This window comes from Candidatus Moraniibacteriota bacterium, assembly GCA_016699795.1.
Classification (GTDB): Bacteria; Patescibacteriota; Minisyncoccia; order Moranbacterales.
In genome coordinates this window covers 298,009-322,046 of record CP065011.1, presented here as the reverse complement: position 1 = coordinate 322,046, position 24,038 = coordinate 298,009, and the positions used below count along the sequence as shown (strand labels likewise).

Annotated in this window: 19 protein-coding genes; 18 read left to right on the top strand and 1 reads right to left on the bottom strand. The window is 35.1% G+C overall.

Translation table 11 applies throughout. The features are described from left to right. Window positions 1-167: 167 nt before the first annotated feature. From IPN70_01640 to IPN70_01555, 18 genes are all read left to right on the top strand, one after another. The gene (locus tag IPN70_01640; GenBank protein ID QQS61614.1) at window positions 168-1,925 is read left to right on the top strand and encodes a hypothetical protein; all 1,758 of its coding nucleotides are present in this window, start codon (window positions 168-170) and stop codon (window positions 1,923-1,925) included. A gap of 164 nt (window positions 1,926-2,089) precedes the next feature. Next, on the top strand, window positions 2,090-2,386 hold the full coding sequence (locus tag IPN70_01635; protein ID QQS61613.1) for a hypothetical protein: 297 nt from the start codon (window positions 2,090-2,092) through the stop codon (window positions 2,384-2,386). Window positions 2,387-2,401: 15 nt separating this feature from the next. Continuing rightward, entirely contained in the window at window positions 2,402-3,823 is a 1,422-nt protein-coding gene (locus IPN70_01630) for a DUF4012 domain-containing protein (GenBank protein ID QQS61612.1), read from the top strand. 249 nt (window positions 3,824-4,072) lie between these two features. Further along, window positions 4,073-4,408 carry a hypothetical protein gene (locus IPN70_01625; protein QQS61611.1) on the top strand — a complete coding sequence of 112 codons (336 nt, stop codon included), beginning with the start codon at window positions 4,073-4,075 and terminating at the stop codon, window positions 4,406-4,408. Window positions 4,409-4,497: 89 nt separating this feature from the next. Next, window positions 4,498-5,655 (top strand): glycosyltransferase family 4 protein, encoded by a 1,158-nt coding sequence (locus IPN70_01620; GenBank protein QQS61610.1) that lies wholly within the window; start codon window positions 4,498-4,500, stop codon window positions 5,653-5,655. Window positions 5,656-5,729: 74 nt separating this feature from the next. Further along, window positions 5,730-9,230 (top strand): class I tRNA ligase family protein, encoded by a 3,501-nt coding sequence (locus IPN70_01615; protein QQS61609.1) that lies wholly within the window; start codon window positions 5,730-5,732, stop codon window positions 9,228-9,230. A gap of 20 nt (window positions 9,231-9,250) precedes the next feature. Beyond that, the gene (locus IPN70_01610; protein ID QQS61608.1) at window positions 9,251-9,463 is read left to right on the top strand and encodes a hypothetical protein; all 213 of its coding nucleotides are present in this window, start codon (window positions 9,251-9,253) and stop codon (window positions 9,461-9,463) included. Between the two features lie 19 nt (window positions 9,464-9,482). After that, on the top strand, window positions 9,483-9,869 hold the full coding sequence (locus tag IPN70_01605; GenBank protein QQS61607.1) for a DUF1003 domain-containing protein: 387 nt from the start codon (window positions 9,483-9,485) through the stop codon (window positions 9,867-9,869). 177 nt (window positions 9,870-10,046) lie between these two features. Further along, window positions 10,047-12,041: a PQQ-like beta-propeller repeat protein gene (locus IPN70_01600; protein QQS61606.1), complete on the top strand. Its 1,995-nt coding sequence runs from the start codon at window positions 10,047-10,049 to the stop codon at window positions 12,039-12,041. Window positions 12,042-12,308: 267 nt separating this feature from the next. Further along, window positions 12,309-12,656, top strand: coding sequence for a hypothetical protein (locus tag IPN70_01595; GenBank protein ID QQS61605.1), 348 nt, complete (start codon window positions 12,309-12,311; stop codon window positions 12,654-12,656). A 236-nt stretch (window positions 12,657-12,892) separates the two neighbouring features. Beyond that, window positions 12,893-13,852: a glycosyltransferase family 2 protein gene (locus IPN70_01590; protein ID QQS61604.1), complete on the top strand. Its 960-nt coding sequence runs from the start codon at window positions 12,893-12,895 to the stop codon at window positions 13,850-13,852. 24 nt (window positions 13,853-13,876) lie between these two features. Next, window positions 13,877-15,217 carry a UDP-glucose/GDP-mannose dehydrogenase family protein gene (locus IPN70_01585; GenBank protein QQS61603.1) on the top strand — a complete coding sequence of 447 codons (1,341 nt, stop codon included), beginning with the start codon at window positions 13,877-13,879 and terminating at the stop codon, window positions 15,215-15,217. A gap of 337 nt (window positions 15,218-15,554) precedes the next feature. Then, a complete protein-coding gene (locus IPN70_01580) occupies window positions 15,555-16,718 on the top strand; it encodes a glycosyltransferase family 4 protein (GenBank protein QQS61602.1) in 1,164 nt (387 codons plus the stop codon). Next, window positions 16,705-17,694 (top strand): flippase-like domain-containing protein, encoded by a 990-nt coding sequence (locus IPN70_01575; protein ID QQS61601.1) that lies wholly within the window; start codon window positions 16,705-16,707, stop codon window positions 17,692-17,694. Before IPN70_01580 ends, IPN70_01575 begins: the two co-directional genes overlap by 14 nt. Before the next feature lie 161 nt (window positions 17,695-17,855). Next, window positions 17,856-19,070: a tyrosine--tRNA ligase gene (gene tyrS, locus IPN70_01570; GenBank protein QQS61600.1), complete on the top strand. Its 1,215-nt coding sequence runs from the start codon at window positions 17,856-17,858 to the stop codon at window positions 19,068-19,070. Window positions 19,071-19,082: 12 nt separating this feature from the next. Then, window positions 19,083-20,105 carry a phenylalanine--tRNA ligase subunit alpha gene (gene pheS / locus IPN70_01565; protein ID QQS61599.1) on the top strand — a complete coding sequence of 341 codons (1,023 nt, stop codon included), beginning with the start codon at window positions 19,083-19,085 and terminating at the stop codon, window positions 20,103-20,105. Between the two features lie 139 nt (window positions 20,106-20,244). Next, window positions 20,245-22,626 (top strand): phenylalanine--tRNA ligase subunit beta, encoded by a 2,382-nt coding sequence (locus tag IPN70_01560; GenBank protein ID QQS61598.1) that lies wholly within the window; start codon window positions 20,245-20,247, stop codon window positions 22,624-22,626. A 279-nt stretch (window positions 22,627-22,905) separates the two neighbouring features. After that, entirely contained in the window at window positions 22,906-23,427 is a 522-nt protein-coding gene (locus tag IPN70_01555) for a hypothetical protein (protein QQS61597.1), read from the top strand. Between the two features lie 358 nt (window positions 23,428-23,785). On the opposite strand, the gene IPN70_01550 is transcribed toward IPN70_01555, so the two are convergent. Continuing rightward, on the bottom strand, window positions 23,786-24,010 hold the full coding sequence (locus tag IPN70_01550) for a hypothetical protein (protein ID QQS61596.1): 225 nt from the start codon (window positions 24,008-24,010) through the stop codon (window positions 23,786-23,788). Between the last annotated feature and the right edge of the window lie 28 nt (window positions 24,011-24,038).

Here is a 24,038-nt window from a genome sequence, read left to right as displayed (position 1 = left end):
CAGCAAATAGGTATACCGGAAGTGATTTTTCTGTTGGAGTTTGGGTAAAACCCGACTCATCCGATGATGGAGGAAATATTATTTCCAAGCCATGGAATGGGAGTGGCGAATACAATTATTCAATAAGTTCTACAGGTGGAGTAAACCCCAATTTATCTTTTTACGTTATGGGTTCAACGGGATATAGCTTGGGTTTCAATAAAACAATAGAATCAGGAAAATGGCATTATATAGCTTTTTCAATTAGAGGATTTGATAAAAAAGTAAGTCTTTACATTAATGGAAAACTAACAAATAGTGGTACGCATAACATTTCTAGCTGGGTACCTGTTTATAGCGATGGAAATGTTTCTTTGGCAATTGGAACATTATACCCATATGGCTCTGGTTGGAGTGGACTATCAGGACACGCTTTTAAAGGCAAGATCGATGAAACAAAAATTTACAATTTTGCCCTTACTGAAGATGAAATTAAAGTCGAATACAATAGAGGAAGCGCAATAATACAAGGAACAGCAAATCCTGTAACGGTAGGTGGTCCAGCAACTGGTGCTCATGAGAAATATTGTCCTCCAGGAAATATAGAAGGGAACTGCGCTTCGGGACTTGATCCAACTCCTGTAGGAGAATGGACATTTGACGATGGAACAGGAACTACAGTCAAAGATACGAGTGGAAAAAATAATAACGGAACTCTCACGAATGGTCCCATTTGGGATGTAGGAAAAGTGGGAAAAGCAGTAAAATTTGATGGAACGAATGACTATAGTACTTCAACGGTAAATGGACTTAATATAAGCGGTGATGCAAGCGTATCTCTTTCTGCATGGTTTAAAACCGATTCAATTTCGTCCGCACAGTCCATCGCTGTTTTTGGTGATACGGTAGCGTTACACAATTTTTCCTTAATGATAAATAATAATGGCAACGGCTCGGTCTCAGCGGAATTTAATGGGGGGATTGGTTATAGAAGTAGCTCTGGATTAATAAATCCAAACCAATGGTATCATCTTGAGGCGGTTAAAATACCCGGAGCAATCAATGCCACAACTAAACTTTATTTAAATGGAAAAGAAATTATAGCAAATTCCGTTTCTTCTTCTATTCCAGCTATTAATATTAGTTTAAATTATTTTGGACAATGGTCTAATGGAGGCTATTATTTTACAGGCTCCATAGATGACGTTCGTATCTATAATTACGCTCGCACTCCAGCTCAAATCGCATGGGAATATAATCGTGGAAAACCTATTGCGTATTGGAATATGGATGAGTGTGAGGGAACAATAATTCACGATATCTCCGGAAATAATAATCATGGAACGTGGAGTGGTTCGGGAGGAACTCAACTATCAGTAGGTACTTGTCAAACCCCCAATACTGCATGGGGGAATGGCATTACTGGGAAATTTAATTCGTCACTTACTTTCGATGGAACGGATGATAAAATAAACATATCATCAAATCCCGTTTTTGCTTACGGTACAGGAGACTTCACATGGTCTGCGTGGATTAATGGAAATAATCTTACTGGAAATAAATATGTTTTAGATCATGGATCAAATGGAGGTGTGATACAATATTATACAAATATTTTACGTTATTATAATGCAACTATTGGTTCGGGAAGTCCTCTCTATACCACTGGATTCGGATCAAATTTTGTAACGGGGAGATGGTATCATGCTTTAGTAACGAGGCGAGCAGGAATAACGTATACATATTTGAATGCGAATCTTTCAACTTCAGCTCCAGATACGCATAATTATTCGGCACAAGCGATAACAATGGGTAATTATGGTGGGGGTGGAAATTATTATTGGAATGGAAAAATCGATGATGTTCAAATTTTCAACTACGCCCTTTCCGATGAACAAATAAAACTTCTTTATAACGGCGGATCATCTCTTCGCTTCGGGGAATAATTTTTATTTTTAGAGAAATTATTATTTTATGAAAGTTTCTCAATTCATAAAAGGGGTATGAATTAAGAAAGAAAATAAAAAATAAAAGGGAGTTTGTTTTTTTCTTCTTTTTCAGATATTCTGGGAAAAGGTTAGAGATAGACAATTTCTTTTTTCGAATTTTTATGGTGTTACAAATACAACTTACTTCACACTTAGCACAACTTTTTTTGATAGAAAAAGAAAAGAAAATAAAAGAACATTCATTTCCTATAGATACAGACCTTTCCAAAAAACTTCTTATTGAAATAGATGCATTTTTGAAAGAATCTCATCGGGATCCTTTTTCTTTGGAGCGAGTTGAATGTGTGTGTGATTCTGCTGGATTTACTACAGAACGAATCGGTGAAACAATTACAAATACTTATAATTTTATTTTGGAAATGAAAAAATCCAAGTTACATGAAAAAGAAAATATATAAAGTTTGAACAAAAATATGAAAAATAAATCATTTCTTCACTTTAAAAATAAAAAAAATTTTTCTCTTTTTTTGGTTATAGTATTTGTGGTTGTGGGAGGGATAATTATTTTTAGCTTCAAAGGTGTTCAAAAAACAACAGTACTTCTCAACGCGGTAACGCTTGCTGATGCTACTATGAAATTTTTGCCTATAAATCAGGACACAAAAGATTTAATAGGAGGTGCTAATGCGATAGCTCATTCGGTCTTAAAGGGTGATAGTGTAAAACGAAGGTATCTGATTCTTTTACAAAATCAGTACGAACTTCGTCCGGGAGGGGGATTTCTGGGTCAGTATGCTGTAGTAGAAGTTCTTAATGGCGAAGTGGGGAAATTGTTTGTGGAAGATGCTAATCTTTTGGATCAGCGGATTTATGCTACGGTACCAGCACCGTATCCATTTAAACAAATGATAGGTATTAAAAATTGGAAATTTCGAGATAGTAATTTTTCTCCTGATTTCCCTACTAATGTAGAGAAAATAAAATATTTCTATGGACTGAGTGGGGGAAATAAGAATTTTGATGGTGTGATCGCTGTGAATGCTGAAGTCTTAAATCGCGTCTTAGAAATTACAGGACCTCTTCGAGTCCCTGGATATTCAACAGAGTTTACGAGTGAAAATGCAGCGTGGAAACTTCAAGAAATTGTGGAAAAGGCTTATTTGGGAGATGATGTTTCTGCTGAAGCAAAAGAACAAAGAAAAAATATTATAAAGGTTATGGCCCCACTTATCATCGATAAATTAATGTCGATCGATAATATTTCTAAACTTGTAGATTTTTCAATCACACAAATGCAGAAAAAAAATATAATGCTTTGGTTTCAGGATGAAGAGCTCCAACAAATGGCCAAGAAAAATAGTTGGGATGGAAGTGTGAATACTGAGTGGGATGGTGATTATCTTATGGCGGTTGATTCGAATATGGGAGCGCTTAAGAGTGATTATTATATGAAACGTTCTATAGAATATTTGGTAGATATTAGTGGTGAAGTACCTACAGCGACATTTGTTTATACTTATGAACATACAGCTCCATATGGGGATTGGAGGACAAGTGATTATCATAGCTATTTGCGCTTATATGTTCCTCAAGGCTCTGTTCTTTTGAGTCGTGAAATGGTGGGATCTCCTATAACAAAAGACGAATTTGGAAAAACGTATTTTGGTGCCAAGGTAGATGTGCTTATAGGGGGTTCTACGAAAGGAAAAATTGTGTATCAACTTCCAGAAAAATTTAAAAATCCAGAAAATTATCGAATCCTTCTTCAGAAACAATCTGGTCTGGGGGATGTTCCTTTGAAATTGACTATTAAAACTTCGAAAGGGGAATTTTCTCAGTCAGCACTTTTAGAAAAAGATGCATCATTTCAACTTACTCCAGAAGCAGCTAAATAAAAGCCTTCTCTATTTTTAGGTATTAATTTAAATATTACTTTTTTTGTAAAAACTTCGATGAGGTGAGATTAAGTTTGGGGCGTTCAATGTGTCTCAGAAAAGAAATGAATACCAGTCAGATAATGAAAAACGTGCTACTATGGGAAATACGAAGGATGAGGAGTAAAACTATTTTTATATGACGAAAATGAGAAAATCGTATACTATGAAAATAGTAAATTTTACTTTATAACTTTTTAAAATATATATATGACAGAAAAACAAGAAAAAAAACAAGCAAAAGAAGAAAGCGCTTTTGAATGGCGGGAACTTGTAATGACGTACGCAACCACGGTTATACGAGAATTTAGCGATGGTTTTGTGGGAAGAATTCGATCTTCTTTTGAAATGGCTATTGCAAACATTGTTCGCAAATCAGTAGTGGTGGGAATATCTTTTTTGGGTGTAGTATTATTAGTACTAGGATCTGTTCATTTACTTAATAGTTTTACAGGAACTTCTTATGCTGGATATTTTATCCTTGGAGGATTACTTGTTCTTCTTGGTTTCCTTGTTTCCCTTATAAGCGGAAAATTGGGAAAATAAATAGAGTACTTTCCTTGACGAATGAAGGGTAAAGGATGAAGATGAATAGATAGATGTTCGTTTCTTTGGAATTTTTTAAATGTACGCGTATGAGAATAGGAATTGATGCAAGAACCATACTCAATCCTGAGCACGGAGATGCGATAGGTTCTGGTCATTACACATATCAGCTTATCAGACATCTTATAGAAGAAGATAAGAAAAATGAATATGTTTTATTTTTTGATTATCGTGTTCGCGAGAAAGATATTAAGAAATTTTCCCTTCCTCATGTTTCGGTTCGTTTTTATCCTTTTTCTGATTATAAGAAATATCTTCCAGGGGCATATAGTGAAATACTTGGTCTTGCAACCATTACGAGAGAAAAACTTGATATTCTTCATTCTACCTCAGTAATGAGTCGCATTCCTCTTCTTTATAAAGGAGCATGTGTAACAACAATACATTCCTTAGGAGCTTTTGTTTTTCCAGAAATGTATTCTATTCCCCAAAGAATTAGAGAGCAATCGCTCATTCGTTATATGGTCAAAAAAAGTGATCATATTATTTCTGCTTCTCAATTTCTTTCTGATGAAATAGTCGAGAAATTTGGTGTAAAGAAAAAAAAGATTTCTGTGGTTTATGCTGGTGTAGATGAAAGATTTTTTAAAGCACCTACCGGAGATGGCGCAGATTTTCGAGTAAAACATAAAATTGCTACTCCTTATGCATTGTTTCTTGGAACACTTTCTCCGATAAATAATATAACGAGGCTTTTGGAAGCATTCGCACTTTTTTTGAAAATGAAAGGGGTTTCGAAAGATTTTACCTTGGTGGTTGCTGGAAAGAGTGGTTGGTTTTCGGAGGAATATCGACAAGTGGCTAAAGATTTGGGAATTCTTTCTCGCATAGCATTTACTGGCTATGTTGTAGGAGACGATCTTTTACCACTTTTTCATAATGCGGAATTTTTCATAATGCCATCACTCTATGAGGGTTTTGGATCGACGGTTTTAGAGGCACTTGCTACAGGTACTCCAACAATTGCCACAAAAGCATCGTCCATTCCTGAAATTGCTCGTGATGCTGTTACGTACATTGATCCGAGAAATATTCAAGAAATGGCTCAGACTATGAATCTTTTTGTAAAAAATGAAAAACTTCGTCATGAGTGTGCTCAAAAGGGAATACAACAGGCCAAAAATTTTTCTTGGAAACAAACAGCCAAAAAAACATTGGAAGTATACAAAAATATTTTGAAAAAATAAAAGAAAGAATAGTTTAGAAACAATACATTTTTTTCTACTTGAAAAAAAAATAATTTTGTCGCACACTAGGATATATGAATACAGAACAAAAACCTTTATTTAGTTTGGTTGATTCACGGAAGTCCGTGCTCAGCCGAGAAAAAGAGGTTCAAAAATATTGGAAGGAAAATAATATTTTTAAAAAAACTATTGCTCACCGAAGAGAGAATGAGCGATATTCTTTTTTTGATGGACCACCTTTTGCTACAGGAACACCTCATTATGGTCATTTAGTAGCAAGTGTTATAAAAGACACTATTCCAAGATATTGGACTATGCGAGGGAAGTATGTGGAGCGACGATGGGGTTGGGATTGTCATGGACTTCCTATTGAAAACATAGTTGAAAAAGAACTTGGTTCAAAGAGTAAGAAGGACATAGAACAACTCGGTATTGAAGCGTTTAATGCACGTTGTCGTGATAATGTTTTTAAATATGTTTCAGAGTGGGAGAAAATTATCGATCTCTTTGGCCGGTGGGCAGATATGGATGATCCCTATCGAACGATGGACCCGGAATATATGGAGAGTGTTTGGTGGGTTTTTGGAGAGCTTTGGAAGAAGGGTTATATTTATGAGGGATACCGATCTATGCATATTTGTCCTCGATGTGAGACAACCTTGTCACAATCAGAAGTTGCTGAAGGATATTTAGATATCAAAGATCTTTCTGTAACCGTTAAATTCGAACTTGAAGATGAGCCTCAAACATACATTTTAGCGTGGACTACTACGCCATGGACGATACTAGGAAATGTAGCCCTTGCAGTGGGTAAAGATATTGAATATTGTCGTGTACAAATAAAAGCCTTTGACGGAGAAACTTTTATCATAGCCAAAAATCGATTATCTCAAGTTTTGGGAGGTTTTGAATATGAAATGAAAGAAGAATTTTTTGGAGAAAAACTTTTGGGGAAATCATATCGTCCTATTTTCCCTTTTTCGAATACTGAATTGAAAAATAAAGAAAATGGATGGAAGATTTATCACGCTGATTTTGTTACTACGGACGAAGGAGCTGGTGTTGTTCATATCGCTCCAGCTTTTGGAGAAGATGATATGAATATAGGAAAGACAAACAATCTTCCTTTCGTTCAGCACGTAGGAAAAGATGGAATAATCCTTGATGGTTTTGGTGAGTTTTCAGGGCAAGATATAAAACTCCGTGCTAAGGGAAATCCAAAAGATGTCCGAGAAATTGATATTTTTTTCCTCAAAGCTTTGCAAAAAAGCGGAGGTTATTTTTCTCATGCTAAATACGAACATAGCTATCCTCATTGTTGGCGTTGTGATACGGCCCTTCTTAATTATGCGACAGGAAGTTGGTTTGTTGCTGTAGAAAAGATTAAAGAAAAATGTCTTACCAATGCTCAGGATATTCATTGGGTTCCAGAACATATTAAAGAAGGAAGATTTGGTAATTGGCTTTCTGGGGCTAGAGATTGGTCTATAAGCCGACAACGATTTTGGGCAAGTGTGATGCCGATTTGGAAATGTGAAGACTGCTCAAAAACGCGAGTCATTTCTTCTGTTATGGAAATAGCCTCTGAACTTGGGGGAGTAAATCGTCTCTATCTTGTTCGGCATGCTCAAGCATTGAGTAATGTTGAATTATTTCTTGACTCTCAAGGAGATCCAAAAAATACACTCACTCAAAATGGAATACAGCAAGTAGAAGAAGCCGGAAAAGAACTCTCGACAAAATTCGTAGATATAATTATAACTTCGCCACTTACAAGAGCTCGTCAAACAGCTGAGATTATCGCTACAATAGGGGAAAAAGAAGTATCTGATATTATCGAAGATGATCGCCTTCGAGAAACTTCATTCGGAGTTTTTGAAGGAAAAAAAGTACAAGATATTCGGAAAAAATATCCTAATGTTTCTTCGCAGAAAGAAAATACAGATCAAGTGGAAACGTTTGAAGATATTCTTAAACGCGCCCGATTACTTATCAAAGATATCAATGCTAAATATTCAGGAAAAACTATTGTACTTGTGGGTCATCAAGATTCTCTTTTGGCTATTGAAGCGATACTTTCAAATAAAGAAGATCTTTCAGAACAAAAATTATGGCATGCTCAGAATGCACAGATTCGCTCTATTTTTTCCAAGAAGGTGGATATTCATCGTCCATATATTGATGAAGTAACTCTTCCTTGTGAATGTGGAGGAAAGATGAATCGGATTCCTGATGTTTTGGATACCTGGTTTGATAGTGGATCAATGCCCTATGCTCAACTTCATTATCCCTTTGAAAATGAAAAGAAATTTCAAGAAACATTTCCCGCAGATTTTATTGCCGAAGGCGTGGATCAAACGCGCGCATGGTTTTATTATTTGCATGTTTTAGCCTCTGGAATAGAAGAGAAAAGAGCATTTTCTCATGTTATTGTAAATGGAATTGTTTTAGCTCAGGATGGAAAAAAAATGTCCAAAAAATTAAAAAATTATCCAGATCCTTCTGGTATTATTGAAAAATATGGTGCGGATACGCTTCGAATGTATCTTTTGGGCTCGCCCGTAGTTATGGCAGAAAATTTAAATTTTTCGGAGAAGGATATAGCGGAAATTTTTCGAGGAATGTTTCGAATGCTTCAAAATACGTATGCTTTTTTTACTATGTATGCCAATGTGGATGGTTTTCTTCCGCAAGATATTTCTATTACTCCTGTAACAAAGAAAAAAAAGCATGTTTTGGACAGATGGTTACTTTCTAAATTTTGGGTACTGACAAAGAAAGTGAATGAAGCTATGGAGCTTTATGAATTGGCACGGGCTACGAGATATTTTGCTCCATTTGTGGACGATCTTTCTAATTGGTATATACGAAGAAGTCGAAAACGTTTCTGGAAAAGTGAAAATGATGCGGACAAAAAAGAGGCCTACGAAACTCTTTACTATGTTCTTGTAGAATTTTCTAAACTTTTAGCTCCATTTGCGCCATTTATTTCTGAAGAAATATATCGAAACTTAACGAAAAAAGAATCAGTACATTTGGAAGATTATCCTCAAACAAAGGATGAAAATATTGATGAGGAGGTTTTGCAAAATATGGATTTAGCGCGAGAATATATTTCCAAAGGCTTACAAAAACGTGCAGAAGCTGGTATTGAAGTTCGAAGACCACTTGCTTCAGTAACTCTTCCTGTAATTATTTCTTCCAGTCAATATAAAAAAATTATCAAAGAAGAATTGAATGTAAAAAAAGTGATCTGCAAAGAAGACGAAAAATGTTTCGATGTAGAACTTGATACAAACATTACTCCAGAGCTAAAGCTTGAAGGCCTCGCAAGAACGATTATTCGCGTTATTCAGGAAATGCGAAATCAAGCAAAATATGACGTAGAAAATCGTATTCATTTGGGATATGTTGGAGCGGAAGAAGTTTTTTCTCTTTTTGGAGCATCACTTATTGCCAAAGAAACTTTGGCAAAAGAGGTTATCTCTGGTAGGATAGAAAATGCTGATGCAGAAAAGGAAATTACTGTGAATGATTGGACAGTCATTTTAACGATAAAAAAGGTGGAAAAATAATAGAGTAAAGAAGAATTTATATGAACGAAGAAAAAAAATATATAATTACGAAAATGGGAGGTATCGGAAAAGGACCTCATATTTTGACTAATGCAGAAAATGCAAATGAAACAGTATCTCTTTGCTCTTGTGGATATACAGAAAATGAAGAAGGTCGTTGCGATGGAACACATCTTAAAATTGAAAAGGAAGAAGAGGGCGGATGTTGTGGAGGGGGTTGCTGTGGGAAATAGAGATATTTCTTAAAAAAATATGCCCAAAATAAATTCACCAATTCGTTTGTCTAGAAAAAAACGAACCTTTGGTCAAAAGGCTGCAGATACTATTGCTAAGTGGGCAGGAAGTTGGATATTTATTATTATCCTTTCTTGTTTATTGTGTGCATGGATTATTGCAAATATTCTTTTAGTTGTATATCGCTGGGATCCATACCCATTTATTCTTCTCAATCTTTTTCTTTCATTTATGGCAGCATACCAAGCGCCTATTATTCTTATGAGTCAAAATCGCGCTGCTGATTGGGATCGTGCAAAAGCAGCTAAGGATCTTGCCGTTGATACTAAAGCTGAATCTGAAATTCGTGATATGCAGAGTGATCTCGAAGAAATTAAAAAACTTCTTCGAGAGATGAAGAAATAGAGATTTTTTCTACAATGTATAGGAAATAAAATGAAGGGTTTTTAGATAGAAATTCTGATTTTTCGTTTTGTTTATAAAAGAAAAAGAAATAAATATTTATGAAAGAGAGAAGGAATTCACCCCCCCTTTTTTTTGTGATATACTAAAAAGAGTAAAAAAATAATGAAATAAAAAAATATGAGAATCCTCTCTTACAAAAAATCACATTTTCTCCCCACACTTTTCGGAATGTTCTTTGTTTTCTTTTTTCTTTCATATTCTGCTCATGCAGGGGAGTTGGAATTGAATCCTGCTTGGGAGAGTGTTCCAGGTGGATCAGTAAGCGTTATGATTCCTGACGGAGAGGGAAATGTTTATTTGGGAGGAATTTTTACTCAAATAGGACCTTATACAGGAAATGGTGTAAAAATTGATACTACAACCAATCAAATGGATGTAACGTTTCCTAAAGTAAATGGTACTGTCCGAACCTCTCTTTCCGATGGATCAGGAGGTTGGTATATCGGAGGATCTTTTACCAAAGTAGGAAATGTAGAAACCGTCAATGTTGCTCATATCCTTTCTGATGGTACAGTAGATCCTAATTTCAATCCAAATACAGATGGTGGTGGTGTTTACTCTTTACTTTTATCTGGATCTAATATTTATCTCGGAGGACGGTTTACCACAGTCGGAGGTCAAATCCGAAATAGTCTCGCTAAAGTGAATGCTATTACAGGAGCATTGGATGAGAATTTTAATCCTGATGCGGATGATACTATTAATGCGATTGTGCTTTCTGGATCTAACCTCTATGTAGGAGGAGAATTTTATAGCATCGGAGGACAATCAAGAAGTTTTTTAGCTAAAGTCAATGCCGATACGGGAGTAATAGATACAAACTTTAATCCTGAGAGTACTATAACGGATGATGTTTTTTCTTTAGTTCTTTCTGGATCTAGTCTTTATGTAGGAGGCCAGTTTAGTTACTTTATAGGAGGTTATGATCGAAGTGATCTTGCTAAACTTAACGCTACTACAGGAGCACTTGACGAGAGTTTTGATCCGAATGTGAATAATCGGGTTTATTCCCTGGTCCTCTCCGGCTCTGATCTCTACCTTGGAGGATACTTCACTACGGTCGGAGGTCAAACCCGAAATCGTCTTGCCAAAGTCAATGCCACAACAGGAATACTGGATGAGAGTTTTAATCCAAATGCGAATAGTTATATTCTCTCTCTCGCCCTCTCCGGATCTGATCTTTATGCGGGAGGAGACTTCACTATGGTCGGAGGTCAAACCCGCAATCACCTTGCCAAAGTCAATACCACAACAGGAGTATTGGATGAGAACTTTAATCCGAATGTGGATAATGCCGTTCGATCACTTCTGACTTCCGGCCCCGATCTCTACCTCGGAGGAGATTTCACTACAGTCGGAGGTCAAACCAGAAATCGCCTTGCTAAAGTCAATGTTTTGACAGGGGTGCTTGATCCTGATTTTAATCCGAACGTGAATAGTACCATTTATTCCCTCGCTCTCTCCAACTCCATCCTCCTTGCAGGAGGCTCCTTTAACTCCATAAACAATGACTCTTCCTATCTCAACCTCGCCTCCTTCACCGACCCTGACATCCTCCCTCCCTCCCTCACTCTTACTCCCATCTCTTCTCCAACTTCAGACACAACCATCTCCATCACAGGAACAACCATAGATGAACTTTCTGATATATACCAAGTACACTACCAAGTAGACTCCACAGAAGGAGAATGGACTCCCTGTACTCCAGATGATTCTCTCTTTGATTCATCTTCAGAAATCTTCTCTTGTACCCCAGAAGAATTTCAAGAAGGAACTCATACTGTATATATACGAGTCAAAGACAATGCTCTTTCTCAAAATGAAACAACACAATCTCTCACCTTCACCATAGACCTCACCTATCCCTCCCTCACTCTTAACCCTCTCCCTCCTCTTACTAATGATTCCACTCTTATTCTTACCGGAACAACAAAAGATACTGATGGAACTATCCAAAACGTAGAGTATCAACTCGACTCTCTCTCAGGATCATGGACTCCATGCACCTCAAACGATTCTCTCTTTGAAGAACAAGAAGAATCATTCACCTGCACCTCACCAATCTCTCTGATGGAAACCACATCATATACATACGATCTACAGACAATGTAGGAAATAGTACAAGCATACAAACATCTCCTTCAGAAGATACTACTATAGATACAAAAGAACCTACCCTCGAACCAAAATCTCAAATCACTCTCGAACTCAAAGGAACAAAGAAAACAAACATAGAAGAAGGAGAAACCTTCTATACACAAAAAGAACGTCCCAAACTTAAAGGAAGGAATGAAGAAGCAAAGAATGGAACTATCGTTGTGTATCAAAGAACCTATCTTGGAGCAAAAAGAAAAATAGCTACTGCACGTATAGATAAAGATGGGAATTGGGAATACTCTCTCCCAAAAAGAAAAAAATGATTCAAGACACTATGCTATCAAACTTATAGATGAAGCAGGAAATGAATCTGACATCTCACAATGGTTTAAAGTAATCTATGATAGAAAAGCTCCAACCTTCAAAACAGAACTTCCAAAAACACAAAACGTAACAAGAGGAACAAGAATAGACTTTCCTGCAAAAGATAACTTCTCTGGTATAGACTCCTATCAAGTAAAACTCACTCCCTATCATAAAGAATGGAAAAAGATACCAAACAAAAAGATTCTTTCTTCATCATCCCTGAATCTGTTTCAAATGGAATCTACACCCTTACTCTCAAAGTAACAGATAAAGCAGGGAATCGTCTTACACATAGTATGAAGGTTACTGTGGGGATTAGGAGGGGAGGAAGAAGATTTTTTTCTGATCTAGATTTAAATTTAAATTTTTTATGCATCAAAATAAGAAGGAATTTTTTTCTATGGAAGTTTCAGAGGAAAAGGGGGAGATTTTTATAGTTCGAAAACTTGCCTCTTCTTGGGGATGCGTCTATACTATTGTAAGTATATAAAATTTTTTGTATGGAAGAAAAGTCCACATCACGCCCGTTTCTCTCAGTAGTTGTCCCCTTGTTCAACGAAGAAGGTAATGTTGAAAAGTTACATTCCAAGATTGTTTCGGCATGTAATGCTTTAAAAAGGCCATACGAAATTATTTTTGTTGATGATGGATCTCATGATAAAACTCTTGAAGAAGCTCGAGCTCTTTCACCTCTTACTCTCATAGAATTTCGGCGGAACTTCGGTCAGACAGCAGCATTTGATGCTGGTTTTAAAGCTTCTCAGGGAGAAATTATTGTTACTATGGATGGTGATTTGCAAAATGATCCAGCAGATATCAAATTACTTCTTGAAGAAATAGAAAAAAATGATTTTGATGTTGTTTCTGGTTGGCGTCATAAGCGAAAAGATTCATTGAGCAAAAAAATATTTTCTCGGGGAGCTAATTTACTTCGAAAGGTTTTACTTCACGATACTATCCATGATTCTGGTTGTAGTCTCAAAGCATTTCGGAGAGAATGTTTTGATAATTTAGATTTGTACGGAGAGATGCATCGTTTTATCCCAGCACTTCTTGAAATTCAAGGATTTCGTATTGGAGAGGTAAAAGTAAGTCATCATCCCAGAACTCAGGGAATAACCAAATATAACTGGAAACGAGGCATTAAGGGCTTTGTAGATATGGTTTCGGTTTGGTTTTGGAATCGATATTCACATCGTCCCGTTCATCTTTTTGGGGGAGCGGGTCTTCTTCTTTTGTTTATGGGCTCATTCCTTCTTACTTGGATGGCTATTGAAAAAATATTTTTTGGAGCTGAGCTTAGTGAGAAAATTTGGCCTCTTATGGGAGTATTCTTTATTATGATTGGAGTTCAGTTTTTTATATTTGGTCTTTTGGCGGATATAGTTACGAAAATATATTACAAAGATCACAAAAGAATGAATTATAGTATAAAAAGAATTACGAAAAAGGAGATATAATACGGTATCTGAATAAAAAACTATATGAAAATAACAATTATCGGAACAGGTTTTGTAGGATTACCAATGGCGGGAGCAATGGCAGAAGTGGGGAATCATGTCATGTGCATGGATACTGACACAAAGAAGATAGAGATGCTTAAAAATGGTAAAATGCCTATTTACGAACCAGGTCTCGAACCACTTATTAAGAAAAACACAAAAGCTGGACGAATTTCCTATACATCAGATCCAAAAGTTGCGGTTACTCATGGAGATATTTTATTTATTGCTGTAGGAACTCCTCCTGATGAAGATGGATCCGCTGATTTACAATATGTTTTGGCCGTAGCCAAAAGTATTGGAGAGAATATGATGGGTTATAAAGTAGTAGTAGACAAATCAACTGTTCCCGTTGGGACTGCAGATAAGGTAAAAGATACTATTCAGAAAGAATTACACAAACGAAAGAAAAAAATTCTTTTTGATGTTGTTTCTAACCCTGAATTTATGGCGGAGGGACGAGCAGTTGCTGATTTTAAAAATCCAGATCGCATCGTTATCGGAACGGATAGCGCAAAGGCTCGAAAAATGCTTCAAGAGCTTTATGCACCCTTTAACAGAAGTCATGAAAGAGTGATCGAAATGGATGTTCGAAGTGCAGAACTTACCAAATATGCTGCTAACGCTCTTCTTGCTACCAAGATTAGTTTTATGAATGATCTAGCTCGACTTTCTGAAAAACTTGGAGCTGATATAGAGTCTGTTCGACGAGGCATAGGATCAGATCCTCGTATAGGATATCATTGGATTTATCCAGGCCCAGGATATGGAGGAGCATGTTTTCCTAAAGATGTAAAAGCTATTGTAAAAACAGCGAAAGATTGTGGACATGATCTTCGAATTCTTCGTATGGTGGAAGCGGTAAATGCTGACCAAAAGAAATTTTTGTTTGAAAAGATTTCAGCTCATTTCAAAAAAGATCTTAAGGGAAAAGTTATCGCTGTCTGGGGACTTGCTTTTAAAGCAAATACTGACGATATGCGAGAAGCTTCAAGTCGAGTTTTAATGGAGGCTTTGTGGAAGGCTGGTGCAACTGTTCGCGCATATGACCCTCAAGCAGAAGAGGAAGCAAAACGTATTTATGGGGATAAAAAGGGTCTTATATTGTGTAAATCTCCCGAAGAAGCTATCGAAGGTGCTGACGCTTTGGCAATTCTTACCGAATGGGAAATTTTTCGAAGTCCTGATTTCAAAGATATGAAAAAGCGACTAAAATCACCTTTTATTTTTGATGGACGAAATCTTTATGATCCTTCTGAAATGAAGAAACGCGGATTCCTTTATTTTGCTATAGGAAGAGGAGAAAAATTAGAAAATATATAATATTCAAAGAAAGAAAGATTAAAAGAGAGTCTTACATAAAAAGACTCTCTTTTTATGTATAAGAGCGTAAGGGGATTGTTATTAATTTTCTTTTGTTACAAATTTGGAATGTATCCTTACCTTCGCGGGTATGATGAAGAAAGAGCAAAAAATTTCATTAATCATTTTTCTTTATTTTTTCCTTCATTTTTGCGAAAAATATAGATATGTGTATAATATAAAATAAGGGAAATGGTGCAAAGAAGGAATTTTTTGAATCTCAAATTTTTTCTAAGAATGCATATTTTTTGACACTTTTTTCTCTTATATTGAAAGTAAATTATTAAATAGCTATTTCATGCGAATTCTTTTTCTTAACTACGAATATCCACCTCTTGGAGGAGGGGCAGGAAACGCTACTAAATATCTTTTGCAAGAATATTCTAAACATGAAGATATGAATGCAGATTTAATAACTTCTGCTGTAGATGGAGATTTCGTAGAAACAAACATATTTGATAGAATAACAGTTTTTCGTCTTCCTATTGGAAAAGATGGCAAGAATATGCAAAAACAATCTCAAATAGATCTTTTGAGATATTCTTTTTCAGCGTATAGATGTATTCGTAAAAGAATTCTTCGCGGTGAAAAATATGATATTATTCACGCCTTCTTTTCAGTTCCTTGTGGTGTACTTGCGCTCCTTTTAAGTATGGAATTTCATATTCCTTTTATAGTATCGCTTCGAGGTGCTGATGTTCCTGGATATGCAGAGAAATTTCGTTGGATTTACAAAATTCTTACACCTCTGATTCGATTTGTATGGAAAAAATCTGCTCGTGTTATTTCTAATAGCGAAGGACTAAAACAATTAGCTCTTATTTCAAAACCAGATCAAGAAATTGGTGTTATTTATAATGGAGTGGATACAAATTTTTTTCTTCCTGATGAAGGAAAGCGGTCATCGAAACATCCTACTATTTTATGCGCTTCACGACTCACACAAAGAAAGGGTTTACAATATGCTATCGAGGGTTTTTCTAGAATCGCAGACAAATATCCGCATGCAAAAATGATTATCGCTGGGGGAGATGGTGATGCAGCAAAAAATCTCAAACAACAAGTAATGACTTTGAATTTAAAAGAAAAAATTACTTTCTCGGGTGAATATGATCATGCGAAATTACTTCAATTGCAACAATCATCGAATATATTTCTTTTCCCATCTCTTAATGAAGGAATGAGTAATAGTATGCTTGAGGCAATGGCATCCGGACTCCCGATTATTATGACACCAACAGGAGGAGCTCAAGAATTGATCCGAAATGGTGAAAATGGATTTATTGTTGATTTTCGAAGTCCTGAGTCAATAGCTCAAAAACTTGACGTACTTCTTTCTGATACTGATCTTTGTATTCGTATGGGACGAGAAAGTCGACAGAGAGCTGAAGAATTAAATTGGAGTTCTGTCGCAAGTGAATATAGAAAAATTTATAAAGAAATCATTCATGAAAGTAACTAATTCTTTTATAAAAACAGTATTCAAAGTAAGTGTTGCAATAACATTGATTTTTTTTCTTGCAAGGATGATTGATTGGCGAGAGTCATGGAAGATTGCACGATCTCTTGATTCTTTGTATTTATTTTTGTATATGGCATTTCTCATTCTGGGAATTGCAATATCAGCGAAAAAATGGGAAATCCTTGGAAAATTTTGTGGGTATACATTTCCTTTTTCATCCTATTTCCGATGGTATCTTGCGGGGACATTTGTGAATAATTTCCTTCCCTCTGTTATCGGGGGAGATACATTCAGAGCTATGGCATTGGGGAAGCTTCATAAGAGTAGAGCTCATGCTATATCTGGAATTATCTTTGATAGATATATCGGATTAGTTTCTTTGGCTATCTTGGGAATATTTTTTTCTCTTTGGAATATTTCTCTTGTTGTAGAAAATCCATTATGGCTTTTTCTTTTTAGTGGAGCTGTCTTTGGTGTAGTGGCGCAATTTCTTATTCTTCCAGGGAAAAAATGGTCATTATTCCCTTTAATTTTTCGCTTTCTACCGAAGAAAATAACAAAAATTGCAGAATCAATAGAAGAGTTTAAGGATACTCGTCTAACAACAATATCCTTTTTATTGGGTATTTTATTTTCTTTTATTGGTGTGGGTGTTGCTAATTATATCCTTTTTACTGCAGTAGGTATTTCTTTTAGTTTTATTGATTTCTTGAGTATTATCTTCTTTATCAATATCATTTCAGCCTTTCCTTTAAGTATAAATAATATTGGAGTAAAAGAATGGGCGTATTATATCTTTTTTGGTTATTTCGGAATTGCTCCAGAAATTTCCGTAACAGTAGCAATTATCAGTCGATTTTTACAGATGGGCCTAAGTTTATGGGCGATTCCGACAGTGTTGACATTTAGGAGAGAAAGGAAAAAAGATGAAGCCGAAGAGGAAAATGATGAAAAAGAGAATACAGATGAAAGGTGAAATTTTTTCTTGCATCTCAGTTTTTTCGTGATACTATAAATGGCATGTGTATTGGATTAAAAATCTATTGTTTTTATAAACTTTTTGTTTATTGAAAAGAGGAGAGAGAAGATAGTAATTAAAAGACTTTGTGAATGTGTGTAATTTTCTATAAAAGAAGTATGACCCAAGAAGAAAAAAAGGCTAGTATTGATGAAATCTTTGCTCGAGGAACTATCGTTGAAATTTTACCTTCTGAAGAGTTATTTCGTAAACGTCTTTTGGAGGAAAAATTAAAATTTTATATCGGTTTTGATGCAACATCTTCAACTTTGCACCTTTCGCATGCAAAGAATATTATGCTTTTAGAAAAATTTCGTCGTCTTGGTCATGAAGTAATTCTTCTTTTTGGAGATTTTACTGCTATGATAGGAGATCCTACAGGAGGATCATTGAAACGAAAACAATTAACAAAAGAAGAGGTAAAAGAAAATGTTGAATCTTGGAAAAAACAGATAATTCCTCTTATGGATTTTGAAACAGAAGAAAATCCTCCTTGCATTCGTTATAATTCTGACTGGCTCTCTCAACTGCGATTTGATGAAGTTATCGGACTAGCTTCAAATTTTACTGTTCAACAAATGCTGGAAAGAGATATGTTTGAAAAACGTATGCAAAAAGGAGACCCTGTTTTTCTCCATGAATTTCTTTATCCCTTGATGCAAGGGTATGACAGTGTTGTTTTGGATGTGGATGTTGAATTATGTGGTACAGATCAGATTTTTAATGCTCTTTCTGGTAGAACGCTACTTAAAAAATGCAAAAATAAAGAAAAATTTGTTGTTGCTGTGACTCTTATGGAGGATCCTCAAACAGGAGAACTTATGTCTAAAAGTAAGGGAACGGGAGTTTTTTTGAATGCGGATAGTCGTAATATGTTTGGTCAGATAATGTCTCAGGGTGATGGAATGATAGAGATTCTTTTTAAACATTGTACGGCAGTATCTTTGAAAGAAATTTCTGAAATTATGGAAAAAGAAAATTTTCGTGATGCCAAACTTCGATTGGCACAGGAAATTGTAAAAATTTTTTATGGTTTAGAAATTGCCGAAAAAGAAAAAGAATATTTTATTGAAACATTTTCCAAAAAACATATTAATGCGGAGTCATTGGATATTCTTGCAGTAGCTTCGGGAAGTGCTTTAATGGATATCCTTGTTTCTCATAAATTTGCAGAAAGTAAAAGCGATGCTCGTAGAAAGATTGAACAGGGGGGTGTTTCTTTGGGAGAAGAAAAATGTTTATTTGTGGAAAGGAAGATAGAATTATCGGATAATGGAGAAATTCTTCGTATTGGAAAAAAACATTTTGTTCGATTGAATGTATCTAAAGAATGAACTAAAACAGGTATGAAAAAAACGTTGTGGGATAATTATGCAAAAGATGCTGATAGCGCGAAAACAGTTATAGAACTTGAAAGTGTTCGTACAAAACACCTGGGGAGAAAATCTCAAATTTCCGAAGAACTTCGAAAACTTTCACAAATGAGTACCGAAGAAAAAAGAATATGTGGACCAGAACTCCAAGCAATGAGGCAACAAATAACGGCTGATTTGGACAAGAGAATACAACAAAAAGAGCAGGATTCTTATGATTGGGAATCTCAACGTATTGATGTGACTCTTCCAGGAGAAAAGAGAATACTTGGTCATTTGCATCCTATTACAAAGACACTGCGATCTATCGAAGATATTTTTCTTTCTTTGGGTTTCGAGGTTGCAGAAGGTCCAGAAATTGAACAAGAACTTTATAATTTTGATGCACTTAATATCCCGAAAGATCACCCAGCGCGAGATATGCAAGATGCCTTTTGGATGAAAGAGAAAGATGAAAAAGGAAATGCACTTCTTCCGAGAACACAAACATCAGCGGTACAGGTTCGCTATATGGAGAAACATACTCCACCATTTCGAATTATTGTGCCAGGAAAAATCTTTCGTAATGAGGCAACGGATGCTTCTCATGAACATACATTTCATCAATTTGAGGCGCTTGTAGTGGGGGATAATATACACGTTTCTCATTTTAAGGCTATAGCTCAAGATTTCTTCTCAACATTTTTTGAAAAAGATATTACTCTCCGACTCAGACCGAGTTATTTTCCTTTTACTGAGCCAAGTTTTGAGTTTGATATTAGTTGTACTGTGTGCAAAGGCTCTGGTTGTAGTGTTTGTAAAAAATCTGGCTGGATTGAAGTAGGTGGCGCTGGAATGGTTCATCAAAATGTGTTTGTTTCTGCTGGATATGAACGAGGAAGATATACAGGTTTTGCTTGGGGATTTGGTGTAGAACGGTTAGCCATGATGAAATATAAAATCGATGATATTCGTTTGTTTCATAGCGGAGATTTGAGATTTATACGACAATTTTAAAGAAGTGTAATAGTGGAAATAGAAAAGAAAATTTCTCCATTTCTGTAAAAAGATAATAAGGATCGAAGGAATAAAGAATTCTCATAGAGTAAAATGAATTCTTGAAAGTAGTTGTTCAAAATAGATAATAATCGAATGTATGAAATATTCTGTATCGTGGCTCAATGAATTAGCAATGACAAACATAACCGTCGAACAAATGGCGGAACTTTTCACGCGTCATAGTTTTGAAGTTGAAAGTATTGAAAAAAATCCTGGTATGCATGAAGGTGTGATAGTGGGAAAAATTCTTGAGATTTCTTCGCATCCAAATGCTGATACACTACAATTGACCAAAGTTGCTCTTGATCAGCAAGAAAAAACAATTCTTTCTATTGTGTGTGGCGCTCATAATATTTCCATTGGCGATAGCGTTCCTGTTGCTACTATAGGAACAGAACTTCCTCATGGACTCTGTATAAAAAAATCAAAGATTCGAGGAATTGAATCTGAGGGAATGCTTTGCGCTGAAGACGAGCTTGGCTTGGGAGAGGATCATAGTGGAATTTTTCTTTTGGACAAAACTATACCTTTGGGGACAAAGCTTTGTGATATTTTTGAAAAAGGAGATGACAGTATTGAACTCGATATTCTTGCCAGCCGTGGTCATGATGCTTTGAGTCATATTGGAGTCGCCCGAGAATTATCTTGTATTTTGAAAACAACCTTGCGTTTCGATAATGAAAAATATGAGCTACCTTCGATTTCGGAAAAAAATATTTCTGTAGAAATTGAAAATAAAGAAAGATGCAATCGTTATATCGGGGCACTTCTTTATGAAATAAAAAATGATACCCCAACTCCTTCGTGGATGCAATCACGTCTTTCTATTTGTGGTATTAAAAGTATTAATATTGCTACGGACATAACAAATTATGTTATGCTTGAAACAGGGCAACCCCTTCATGCTTTTGATGCAAAAATTTCAGGATCTTCTCTTTTTGTTCGAAATGCAAAAGAAGGAGAATCACTCGAGCTTCTTGATGGATCAAAAAAAGAGCTTTCTCAAAACGATATTGTAATTGCCAATAAAACTGAAATTCTTGCTCTTGCAGGTATTATGGGTGGAAAAAATTCGGCAACAGATGAAAATACAACTTCAGTATTTCTTGAGGGAGCATGGTTTCATCCTGTATCCATAAGAAAAAGTAGAATTTTTCATAAGTTAGATACAGAAAGTTCTTATCGATTTGAACGTGATATTGACCCCAATGGAGCCTCTATTGCTGTATCGAGAGCTTTAGAACTTTTCAAAGAATATGCAGGTGCCAAAATAATGGGTGTTTGTGACAAGTATCCACAGGTTTCACTTTCTAAAACGGTGGAACTTCAAATTGCTCAAGTAGAGCGACTTCTTGGGATTAAAAAAGAAAAAGAGGAAATTCGAAAGATTCTTCTTTCTTTGGGATTTTCTTTGGAAGAAAAAACAAAAGAAATTTTCTTGGTTCATATTCCAACACGAAGAAGAGATATTTCTCATGAAGAGGATCTTATAGAGGAAATAGGACGAATCTATGGATATGAAAAAATTGATGCCGTAGCACCCAAAGTTTCTCTTCAAATCGGAGAAAGAAATACTTCCTTGAAATTAAAACGACATATTGAAGATATTTGTATAAGCATGGGATATGATGAAATAAAAACATATTCTTTTTATTCGCAAAAAACTGCAAAAACATTCTTACTTCCCGAGGAAAATCATTTCTCACTTGCCAATCCTATGAGTCCTGATCAAGAACTTTTTCGTTCTGATATATTGGTAAATATGATGCGTTCTCTTCGAGAAAACATTCGTCGTTTCGACACGCTTTCTTTGTTTGAGGCTGGAAAAGTGTATACGAAAAAATCGGATTCGAGTGTTTGTGAAATTTTTCAATTCGGTATGATTTCTTCGACAACAAAAAAAGAAGAAAATGCTCGAAGATTTTTCGTTCTCAAGGGGGATATCCAAGCTCTTTCTCAAAAATTATTTTTTTCTGAAACGGAATTTGAATCTTTGAAGAAAAACGAAGGAGGCTCTTATTTCCACCCATCACAAAGTGCAAAAGTGCAAATTTTTGGAAAGACTATTGGTTATGTAGGAATGATTCATCCTTATCTTGCAAAGCTTTGGAAAATTCCTGTATCTACTTCTCTGGCTCGATTTGATTTTGATTCGATTTTCAAATGTAGGGAAAATGTACAAGAAAAATATTCTCCTTTGGATAAATTTCCAGGTGTCATGAGGGATATTTCTCTTCTCGTAACTTCTCCAAAAATTACAGCGAAAATTATTCAAGAAACTATACAAAAAAGTGCGAAAAAACTTTTACGATCTCTAGAACTCTTTGACCTATATGAGAGTAAAGAGGGGAAAAGTATGGCATATCATTTGGTCTTCGGATCTGTAGACCGAACTTTGTCCGGGAAAGAAGTTGATGCTGTGAGGGAAATTCTTTTCGAAGATCTCGAAAAACTTTCAGGAGTAAAGGTAAAAAAATAGAGAAAAAAACTTCTTTTTTTGCAAAAAAATCTAACAAGAAATCAGAAGGGGAAGAAAACTATTTTTATTTTTTATCTTGAAATGGTGCTTCAATTGATGACATTTGTAATTTTGCAAAGATTTCAAAAAGTGGCATAGAAGGAAGATTATCGCAATTTTTTTAAAAGACAATATCAGTTTTGGGTAGAGATTAATTCATCTGATTAACGAAGAAAATGAAAAAATCTGGAAATTTAAAAATGTATGAAGAAAAAAATAATCAAATAAATATATAGCCTTATGAATTTTATAAAGAAATGTTTTGTCATAAAGCCGAGTTTACTTACATTCTCTCTTTTTCTTTTTTTGATTTTTCCTGTCGTGTTTTCTTTGGGAGTTGCTTTTTTTTCAGGATATCCTTCTAGTATGATGATTTTTAAGTTTATTGGCTTTGGAATAGGAGCGATTCCGACTGCCTTTTTCTATTTTATTTTTATAGAAATTCCTCTTGTTTTTATAGATGAAAATATATTGGGTATAGAATTTCTTGCAGATCGTTGTATTAATAAAGAGGCTTTTTTTTGTGGTACTTACCCTAATTTTACTGGTTTGTTTTTTGGAACTTTTTTTTATCTCATTTTATTTTATATAATTACAAATTTCGTATCTTCTTCTATCAAAAATCTACGAGCCCAAAAAATCATTGCTGGAATTTGTATTTTTTTTGTTCTTTTGCAAATAGTATTTATTATAGTGCCATATTTTTACGGAGGATGTGAAGCAATGAATTCAGGAGAATTCTTTTTATGTGATTTTCATTGATAATGTTTTTTGTAAAAAGAGTGAATTTCTTGAGGAAAAATCGCCAAGGATGTACGCAAGACCTTAGAACAAAAAACGGGAAAATCCGTAGTAACGGAAAAAAATTTTCTCCCAAAAAAGTTTACAAACAAATTAAAGTAATACAGGAAGAACAACGAGAGATTACTTCAGAATTTTTTTATTGAGGTTGGTTTTTTCTTGAAAGAAAGAGAAAAAGAAGGTGGGATAGAGGGAAGAGAAAAAATTTTCTAGAAAATAAAAAATATTCGTCAAAAAAAGAATTGACGGATAGGCTAAGCTCTATTGTTGAAGATAACAAAGATATACTTCCAGAAGAGTAATGTATTGGATATGAAAGTTAGTCTTTTTTTCCTTCCAATTTTTCTTCTTTCAACGCCGATTTATTAAGAACTGAAATAAACTCAGCTGAAAATGTAGCCAGAGTTTCTTTATTTGGGTTTTCAGCCTTAATAAGTTTAATAGTCCTCATTTCCTCTGAAATTTCTTCTTTGGGCATTCCTTTGAAGTGATTTTCTGTTGATTTTTTTTCTTCTCTTCCCCTCATTTCTGATGTTGTTATCATAAATGCATATTTATTAAATTGATTTATG